The organism is Cupriavidus phytohabitans, from assembly GCF_000426345.1.
Classification (GTDB): domain Bacteria; phylum Pseudomonadota; class Gammaproteobacteria; order Burkholderiales; family Burkholderiaceae; genus Cupriavidus.
In genome coordinates this window covers 1-6370 of record NZ_AUFE01000140.1, presented here as the reverse complement: position 1 = coordinate 6370, position 6370 = coordinate 1, and the positions used below count along the sequence as shown (strand labels likewise).

Below are 6370 nucleotides of genomic sequence, written 5' to 3'. Positions count from 1 at the left end.
GGCCGGCCGCGTTTCCCCTTGGGGTAGTACGGCTCGACCGCCGCTATCAGCCGCGACCACGGCACGACGTTCTCCATCTCCGTCAGGAAGCGCTGGCGGCGCGTCCCCCGCTTCTTGCCGTGGCTTTCTGCTTCCGCAAAACTAATCTGTCGCTTCATCACCGGACTGAACCATGGACATGACTATGACAACGCACTCACCCAATCCCGCGATGACTCGCGCACTGATTTATTCAGCACTTCCATAGCAGGTTGCGAGCCAGTTTTAACATCGGCTCTACGGGGTGCCTTTAGCACTCACGCGAAGACAGTCGTGCCGACAAGGCGTATGACACGTATGATTTCGTAAATGATTGCCGGCGCGTAATATAACCTGTATGTCGCACACAACGACGCCGCTAGGACGGAGCGCGATCGATGAGCGTATATCGCACGGCTGGATGAGTAAGGTCATCCGCATTTCAGCTGGGGCAAGGTGGTCGGTCGGATCCGGGAGACGGTGTATCACGGCATCAAGAGGTCAGCGTGCACTTCAAACTGATAATGGTCGCGAGCAACCTCACGCACATGGCGCGAATAATGGATGCGGTGCCATACCGGAGCGGTGAAATGAGTCGCCGATGCGCGCGGTCGGGAGGCCTGGCATCCACGCGCAGGCGCGTTGCACTGATCGGAGCGTCCGGATTTCTGTTGGAAATTCACACGCGAAACATTCCTGATCATCGCTTGGGTCCCTTATGACGAGGTGCTTTTCAACAACTTGCTGGAGGCTTGGGGGGGGCCGTCGCCAAGCCTGAAACTAAGGTTATCCGATAAAGCAAGCAGGAGGTCACGATGCTCGAACCCGCAGATGCACTACGTCAGCACCGAACCGAGGTAATTTCGGCAATACTGCACGCGCTGGGTGACAATGAACTCGATGAGGCACAGGCTCAGATCGAAAATCTTATTGAACTGACAAAACTGCCATCTGATCACCCGGACATTCTGGTGTTTCGGGTTCTAGTTTATATCCAACGTGGGGAAGCGTTAAACGCTTTGCATTACCTCAACGGACTGGACCAGCAACATTGCCCTGATCTACGGACACTGTGCCTGTATTTTCTGGAGGATCCACTCTGGGAAGGTCTCGCTACTGAGTTGGCAGAAAGTGATCCTCGCCCCCATATCCGCACGTCGATGGGGTTACTGATCAACAGACGACCGGGGCTCCCTGTATCAGGTGTTACCTCATGACGCTACGCTTGACGGATCGGGTCGATCTCGATCTCTATTACGATATTGAGAGCGCCCGGTTTGACGAGTCAGTGCGACGCATCGTCACTAGGGAGGCGTTTAAATCGGTGTATGCCGATTGCCATTCGATTGGGATCGAGTGCAACGGTCTTGACATTGGAGGCGTGATCTACGATGGAGAGTCTGCACACATAGCTATTCTCCCCTCGCATCACGGACGTTGGGCAGCTTTGCTTAATCCCATATTGGTTTGGTTGTTCAGCTTCCGGCGGGAAATATTCATTCACCTTGAGCCGTGGAACAGCAAGGGCTTGGCATTTGTGGAGCGTTGCGGCTGGCAGCGTGTTGGGACTATGGAAGACACTATGGTTTATCGCATGACGCCAGACAGCGGGAGTCGAGCCGCGCGTGTTGACTTGAACGGGCTGTCACATTGCCGGCCGTCGCGTAAGCTCGGGTGATGAGCAATGCTAAACCGCTTTATCAGGGCCATCGCTTTCCGGCTGCCGTATCGGCTGTGTGTGTCAATCACGACATTGGTTTTCACGTTGTTGCATCGCGCAGGAATTTCCTCAGGGATGGTGTACTCATGCAACTTGGGGTACGCATGAACAACGCTGTTTTCAGCAGAAAAGGCGCAAGAAACAAACTGAGCATGCTTCCCCTTTGCCCCCTCGGCCTTCCATTGTTGCCTGGGCGAGCGTAGCAGTACCTGTCACTTTCGCCCCAGCCGCCGTCTCTTTCCCTCGTATAATGATAAAGTTCTCTCGCCATGAATGATCGTACGGAAGTCTGCCCGCTTTCACGTCCGACAATGTTCCAGCCGGTATCCATCCCATAGAAAATGCGTTCGCTTTTTTCGGTGATTGGAAAAGTTATCGGTGAATTGCATCGCAGACATCGCAGCAGTGAGTTCCTGCAGTTTCTACGCACGATTGAAGCCAGCGTGCCACCTATGCTCGATGTGCATCTCGTCATGGACAACTACGGCACGCACAAGACGCCGTCGATCAAGGCTTGGTTCGCTCGCCATCCGCGCTTCCATGTTCATTTCACGCCGGCCTCCGCCTCATGGATCAATCAAGTGGAACGCTGGTTTGCCGCCATCACGGAACAATACATCCGCCGCGGCACGCATCGATCAACCCGACAACTTGAGCAAGCCATCCAGCAATACCTCGACCTGAACAATACCACCCCCCCGCTTTTCGTTTGGACAAAGTCCGCCGAAGACGTCCTCGCCAGCATCAGGCAATTTTGTCTGCGAATTTCTGACGCAGGACACTAGGCCTGTCCAATCAACGTTTCAACTACTGGGCCAATTGCAGTTTGGTCAACTCGTCGCATGTCGCTGGGGGGATGAAACTGGAGCGCACTCTCTCTCGATCGAAGACTAAGGTGGATGATGTTCAAAACCCCAAATGGTTGGTATTCACGCGGGTGTCCGTGTTTCGACGATCATCCAACCGCTTTCAGCCAGTCCACGCGATGCGTCTGTTATGCTCAAACGGCAGCGACCAATCGTCAGGCGTACGCCATCCAGTCGGCACACGCCTGTCTTCCGGATAGCGAGATGATCTCCTGCCGTGCGCGGGCGCTGGGGCGCGTCGCGTTGTCAGCTCTGATCGCGATGATGCGTGCCTGTTGCCGCCGCTTCTACCCAACTTGCCCGAGTCGCTGCAGGTTCCGTCTGGCGAGGTGCAGGAAGACGTGCTGACAACAACCGGGGACGTCTTGTACCAGTGTGACCGCAGCGCCGACGGAGTTGCTTGGGTTGTACAGCGTTGAATCGACGCTATCAACCCAGCGAGCTAAAGCGTCGGCACCGCCTTACCGGGCGCGGCTACTTCACTGACTATGGCGACATCTACGTCGTGACCCGACAGTAAGCCCTCTGTGTGCGACGGAAGGCTCGACGCTATCAACAGGTTAGCTGGCCGCTGCTAAGAGTTTACCTTTACGCGATGAACGCGATCCTTGGAGATCGAGAAAACTCACCTCTCAGATGCGCTGGATCGATGAATACATGGCACCAAAGTTTTAACGAGCGCTACGAACAAGGGATGGTGTTCAAGACAACGTTGGCAATGGCGAACTGTGATGCTGAGCGTGGTCGGTTGCATTCAGTGAGCTATTTCGCTCGGATTCGACGCCAAATTCGGCATGAACTGGAACGTTGTCGGCCATGTGTCGGGCCTTCGACCCGAACCCAGGCGCAATTAGCCCCTGGCATGCGACTGCAGTTGCTGCGTGTTCTTCATCAGCCCGCGATAACGCACCTTCATGTGGCCAAACTGGTTGAGGACTCGAAACGGATGTTCTGCCTTGGTGCGAATGCGCGCCTTGACCCATTCGAGTTCATCCTGCAACTTGCCAAGGGCACCGGCTTTGTTCAGCAAGCGACGCTTGCCTGGACGCATCGCGACATGCCAGTCCACCACGATCCCTTGGTTCTCATCGCCCTTGTCGACGCCTTGGTAACCTGCGTCGCTAAACACGTCGGCCTCCTCGCCATGCAGCAGGGCATGCGCTTGCGTGACATCGTTGACGTTGGCCGCCGTACCCACGACGGCATGGACCAAGCCCGAGTCGGCATCGACGCCAACGTGCGCCTTCATTTCAAAGTGCCAGGTGTTTCCCTTCTTGCTCTGGTGCATTTCGGGGTCGCGCTCGCCGTCCTTGTTCTTGGTCGAACTCGGCGCGGCAATCAGGGTGGCATCAACTGCCGTGCCCTCCTTGAGCAGGTAACCCTTTGCGCTAACCTGCGCGTTCACCGTCTTCAAAAATTGCTCGGCCAATCTGTGTTGTTCCGCCAGGTGCCGAAACCTCGGGATGCTCACAGGGGCCGGCAACCGGCTCATGCCGCCCAGCCCCGTGAACTCGCGGTACAGCGGCACGTCGTACAGCGCCCCTTCCATCGCTACGTCGCTCAAGCCGAACGACCGCTGCAAACAGTGAATGCGTGGCATCGCTTCGATGGGAAATGGCTTGCGATCAGGCGCTTTCGTCGGCGCATGCAGCGTAATCAGCGCCACGAATCCACTTCTACGGCACCACGCGCTCCATCTCGTCGAGAAATACCCGCTTACGCGTACGCCGGCACGTCAGGTTCAGATCGGTCTGTTTCATGCGTTCATTTGCCCCCCAACCGCTCCGCTGAACATGCGGACATTTGCCAATTTTGAACACCATCCCTAGCGCTTATCGCAGCCCGCAATTTGTTCAAGATATTTCGCGCACATTCCCTGGCAAGTGGGCGCTTCCTTGTGGCGCACCATACCTTCGCTCCTCGGTTCGGCGATTTGCTAAAGGCACTCCGAATAATCGCGAATGCGAGAGGCTGCGTATCAGAATTGGCCGCCAATTTTCCGATATTCTCAAAAATCTGCTGTTTGCAACACGCGTATTGCGTCTTGAGGGAGTTTGCCGAAATGTTTCTAACATTCTACTTTCCACTGGCGGCATCGCTATCAGTTCCAAACGTACCAGAGAGCTTCCTCAATAAGATCTGCGACGGTAATCTCAATGCTGCCGCAGCACAAGCAAGCAGTTGGCTGGACATCTCGAAAACCGTCGAGTTGATCGGACTGCGTCGACTGTATGCCGATATTCAGATGACAATCGGCGTCTGCGACGAGGCAGAAGAACACTATCGCAGTGCACAAAAGGCAATGCGTTCAGGGCGCCATGCGCTCCGCACGGCGTCGTGCCGTAACGCCGCCTGGCAGGCACTGTTTCGCCATCGACTCGCGATGGCACTGACATGCTTCGCGCGGCTTGTCGATGATCCGCAAGTTGAGCCGGCGCAGCGAGTGGAGACGCAGCTCGGCATTGTGGGCGCGTTGCACCAACTCGGCCAATCGCGATACTCGAGCGACGCGCTTGATGAGCTGGCGATCGCGATTTCGGACCCATCGCTTTGCCATTGGCACGAAATTGTCGTGACATTGCGCTATGATATTGCCGTCCAGCGCGAGCTTCGTAACGCGACGATCCTATGCGATCATGCGTATTGGCGGTCGGGTCTCGGCGATCATGCAATGTACAGTGGAGTTGCAACTGACGGAATCGATTCGATGCCATCGGCAAGCGACGAGGCCGATCGCCACGAAGCAGAGGCGCTGGACGTCTCCGGAACGCTATTGCGTCATCGGGTCAAGTATTTGTGGCATTTGCGCGCGCTGGCACGTGGTGAGGCTGCAGCCATCGGCGGCATCACGGCTCATCTGAACTGGGCCCAGCGGAGCGGTTTCGGCGCTTATCTGCAAAGCACACGCATCGAAGCTGTGCTGGCCGCGATCACTGCCAAAAAGCCACAATTGGCCGAGATTCTGCTAGAACCCTTGCATCGGATGGGCCTTTTGGCATCGACTTGCCATCGGCAGATTGAATACCTATACGCGTTCGCGAAGACTCATCAAGAGCTAGGGCGTAGCCGCGAAGCCATGCTCTATTTCAGCCGTTATGCGTTAGTCTTCGCTCGTTCCCTACGCGACGATTCGAAGGCACTTGTGTCATACGCCTGTAAGCGGGCGGAGCAAGCGCCACAACTAGATGATGTAGCGGTACGCTTGCCAGCCCGTTACCGCCGTGCGTATCGATATTTACTGCAAAATCTCGACAAACGCGATCTGTCGGTGCGCGAGTTGGCTGCGGAGGTCGATGTGACCGAGCGCGCGTTACAAAGCGCGTTCAAGCAAGCGCTCGGCCTTTCGCCTACCGAGCTAATCCGGCAACTGCGGATGGAGCGTATCCGGACGGAGTAAGGTTCCCTCGGTTTTTCGCCTTCCAGAGGCCTCGGGTTATGCGGGGCGTTCTAAAATCTGAAGTGCCACACCTTGCCATTTGGTAAGGTGTGGTGGATGACGAAGAAGAAGTACCGGCAACAGCAACCCGAAGAGCGCATGCGCATCGAGATTTGGAAGGCGGAGCAAATCGGCGTGAGGGACATGGCCTTCCGGCTGGGGCGCTCGCCGTCCACCATTTCGCGTGAGCTTGCCCGCAATACCTGCCATGGGCACTCTTACCGAGCTACAGTGGCGCATGCGTCGCGCACCCGGCGCCGTGACGCCAGCCGTCCTGCTGCGAAGCTCGACAGCGATGGCGTGCTGTGGGGCGTGGTGCGGCACTTCCTG

Annotated in this window: 5 protein-coding genes and 3 pseudogenes; 6 read left to right on the top strand and 2 right to left on the bottom strand. The window is 56.5% G+C overall.

The genetic code is table 11. The features are described from left to right. A pseudogene (locus tag K309_RS42210) lies at positions 1-158 on the bottom strand (IS5/IS1182 family transposase); the annotation flags it as partial. A gap of 136 nt (positions 159-294) precedes the next feature. On the opposite strand from K309_RS42210, the pseudogene K309_RS41100 reads away from it, so the two are divergent. The 4 genes and pseudogenes from K309_RS41100 to K309_RS38555 all read left to right on the top strand — a co-directional run. Next, a pseudogene (locus K309_RS41100) lies at positions 295-612 on the top strand (IS5/IS1182 family transposase); the annotation flags it as partial. A gap of 221 nt (positions 613-833) precedes the next feature. Then, a complete protein-coding gene (locus tag K309_RS41095; protein ID WP_084402687.1) occupies positions 834-1235 on the top strand; it encodes an HrpB1 family type III secretion system apparatus protein in 402 nt (133 codons plus the stop codon). Beyond that, positions 1232-1696 carry a hypothetical protein gene (locus K309_RS38560; protein ID WP_051320753.1) on the top strand — a complete coding sequence of 155 codons (465 nt, stop codon included), beginning with the start codon at positions 1232-1234 and terminating at the stop codon, positions 1694-1696. Before K309_RS41095 ends, K309_RS38560 begins: the two co-directional genes overlap by 4 nt. A 407-nt stretch (positions 1697-2103) precedes the next feature. Then, a pseudogene (locus K309_RS38555) lies at positions 2104-2523 on the top strand (transposase); the annotation flags it as partial. Between the two features lie 931 nt (positions 2524-3454). Here the strand turns inward: K309_RS38555 and K309_RS38550 are convergent. Then, positions 3455-4364 (bottom strand): IS5 family transposase gene (locus K309_RS38550; protein WP_232232613.1). Its coding sequence is split into 2 segments (ribosomal slippage): positions 3455-4282 and positions 4284-4364, totalling 909 coding nucleotides; the frame shifts between segments, so codons are not numbered across the junction. 302 nt (positions 4365-4666) lie between these two features. Here K309_RS38550 and K309_RS38545 point away from each other — a divergent pair. Further along, complete coding sequence (locus K309_RS38545; protein ID WP_035878793.1) at positions 4667-6001, top strand: helix-turn-helix domain-containing protein; 1335 nt, start codon at positions 4667-4669, stop codon at positions 5999-6001. 96 nt (positions 6002-6097) lie between these two features. Continuing rightward, positions 6098-6370: helix-turn-helix domain-containing protein (locus K309_RS0133260; RefSeq protein WP_035878792.1), on the top strand; the 273-nt coding region annotated here is incomplete at its 3' end.

What these genes read in the sequence shown, in the direction of transcription:
- K309_RS38560 (WP_051320753.1), top strand. Translation starts at nt 1,232, where the DNA reads ATGACGCTACGCTTGACGGATCGGGTCGATCTCGATCTCTATTACGAT.
- K309_RS38545 (WP_035878793.1), top strand. Translation starts at nt 4,667, where the DNA reads ATGTTTCTAACATTCTACTTTCCACTGGCGGCATCGCTATCAGTTCCA.
- K309_RS41095 (WP_084402687.1), top strand. Translation starts at nt 834, where the DNA reads ATGCTCGAACCCGCAGATGCACTACGTCAGCACCGAACCGAGGTAATT.